This window comes from Pseudoalteromonas sp. SWYJZ12, assembly GCF_015864395.1.
GTDB lineage: Bacteria > Pseudomonadota > Gammaproteobacteria > Enterobacterales > Alteromonadaceae > Pseudoalteromonas > Pseudoalteromonas arctica.
Genome location: NZ_JADYXH010000047.1, coordinates 1 through 1,438, shown reverse-complemented (window position 1 = coordinate 1,438; position 1,438 = coordinate 1). Strand labels below are relative to the sequence as shown.

1 protein-coding gene is annotated in these 1,438 nt (G+C 43.9%); it reads right to left on the bottom strand.

Translation table 11 applies throughout. The annotated features are described in order from the left end of the window. Positions 1 to 16: 16 nt before the first annotated feature. Positions 17 to 1,342, bottom strand: a complete 1,326-nt coding sequence (locus I6F42_RS19940) for an IS4 family transposase (protein WP_165725782.1) — start codon at positions 1,340 to 1,342, stop codon at positions 17 to 19. Positions 1,343 to 1,438: the final 96 nt, after the last annotated feature.

The window sequence follows — 1,438 nt, the reverse complement described above, 5'->3', positions numbered from 1 at the left end:
GGCTAACACCATTCAGTTAAGCATGCTTTGACTTAATGGTGTACCGAGTTTTTGAAATTCGAACGGTCCTACTTTTGGGCCGTTTTCTTTTTTCTGGAAGAATATAACGTTTCACTCGTTCTCGCATTGCCCTTAATTTCTTTGGAATTGAACCTGGCGAAGCGATGGCACACCAGAGTATTTCATCCTGTATATCCCGCAAAGCCATGACAAAACTAATTCTCAGCGGGGAGACTTTAGCCTCTTTGGCTATTCGACTTATCTCTACTCGAATTAAATTGTAGGCTAGCAATATACCCCATAGCTCTTGATTGACTCCATCCACAGTCTGACTACGCAAAAGAATACTATCCTCAAGCATCTGGTGTTTTATTTCTCCATAGCTATTTTCAATTTCCCAGCGCTCGAAATAGACATCAAGAATGGCCTGTGCACCAAAAGCCTGTTTATCATCCAAAGAGCACAGCAGACCTTTTATTTTTCCAGGCCCCATTGGCTCAGGATAAAGAACCAGTCTGGCCTGCCAGCACTCAGGAAGCGAAGGGTCTTGTTTTCTGGCATGCGCAGATACACTCATCTCTACTTTGAAGTCATGCTCAGAGTAAGATTCAATGACGGTGTATTGCGTGTTGCTTTTAATCGGGACCATCCAGTGCGACTGTGGGTGTTGCTTACGCCAATTAATCAGTAGCTCAGCGCTGAGATAACATCGGTCAAAAATAGTTAGACTGTTATCACTTACATGACCAAATAACTGCTTTGCGTAGTTCACCTCACCTTGATAACTGGGCCCGAAGGCAACGTGGTGTATCAACCGGCTACGCAAGGAGCTTAAGGCGCATAGGCGTACAATAGGATATTCTGTATGACGGTTTTTACTGTGCTTAATATAGTGAAAGTGCTCAGCAAGAGCAGGTGTATCAGGTGCACGAAATTGCGTTCCATCGACAGAAAATAACCGGAGTCCATACCACGTATCATCAGCATCTTCTTCTTGTGTCCAATGGGCTGCACATAGGTGAAATAAGGCTTGGAGGGGGTCGCTACTCAGGCGCTGTCTCGCTTGAGGAATAGCACTTGGAGCAACCGTATCGCCCAGGGTATCAGTGAGTGTTAAATCTAACTTCTCAACAACGTCACTAATAGAGCGGTCGCGAAAAAGACCCATTGCAATGATAAGCCAGACGACAAGCTCAGCAGGTAACTTACGTTTGCGAATACTTGCTTTATCGGTCTGCTCGAGCACATTAGAAATCCACTCAAGAGGGATATGTTTCTGAAATGTAGATAAAGAGTCAGGAGTGGCGAATATATCTGTATCAAGTAACCAATGACTAAGCATAAAAATACCCTCATAATCAAAAGATGATAAGGGTATTGTGAAGCAACCAAAAGATCGGTCAACCGATCAAAAATACCTTAACTGATCGGTGTTAGC